This is a genomic window from Catenulispora yoronensis, from assembly GCF_039531695.1.
Taxonomy (GTDB): domain Bacteria; phylum Actinomycetota; class Actinomycetes; order Streptomycetales; family Catenulisporaceae; genus Catenulispora; species Catenulispora yoronensis.
In genome coordinates this window covers 1-573 of the sequence record NZ_BAAAQN010000215.1, presented here as the reverse complement: position 1 = coordinate 573, position 573 = coordinate 1, and the positions used below count along the sequence as shown (strand labels likewise).

Sequence of the window (573 nt, the reverse complement as noted above, 5' to 3'; positions counted from 1 at the left end):
GCATGCCATGGAGCAGTGCAGCAGCGCGCCGCCGCTGGAATCGTTCGCGCCAGGCTGCCTGCGCGCCTGCTTTAAACCGGTGGGGGATCTGCTATGAACGCCGTAACTGAACAACGAAAAGTCCTGCTCGAAATTGCCGACCTGAAGGTGCACTTCGATATCAAAGATGGCAAGCAGTGGTTCTGGCAGCCCTCGAAAACGCTGAAAGCGGTGGATGGCGTGACGCTGCGCCTTTACGAGGGTGAAACCCTCGGTGTGGTAGGGGAGTCGGGCTGCGGCAAATCTACCCTGCTGCGTATGATTGCCGGGTTAGAAACTATTACCAGCGGGGACCTGTTTATCGGTGACACCCGCATGAACGAGATCCCACCGGCAGAACGCGGCGTTGGGATGGTATTCCAGTCTTATGCACTCTATCCCCACCTTTCCGTTGCGGAAAATATGTCGTTTGGCCTGAAGCTGGCCGGCGCGAAAAAAGATCTGATTAACCAGCGGGTGACTCAGGTTGCGGAAGTGCTGCAGCTGGCCCATCTGCTGGAGCGTAAACCGAAAGCCCTCTCCGGCGGTCAGCGC

The 573-nt window shown here is 57.9% G+C and carries 2 protein-coding genes; both read left to right on the top strand.

What is annotated here, in order from left to right; all coding sequences use genetic code 11:
- A partial coding sequence (locus ABD481_RS46910; protein ID WP_344672370.1) for a hypothetical protein occupies positions 1 to 97 on the top strand: 97 nt, incomplete at its 5' end.
- A partial coding sequence (locus ABD481_RS46905; RefSeq protein WP_425559445.1) for an ATP-binding cassette domain-containing protein occupies positions 94 to 573 on the top strand: 480 nt, incomplete at its 3' end. The genes ABD481_RS46910 and ABD481_RS46905, both read left to right, overlap by 4 nt.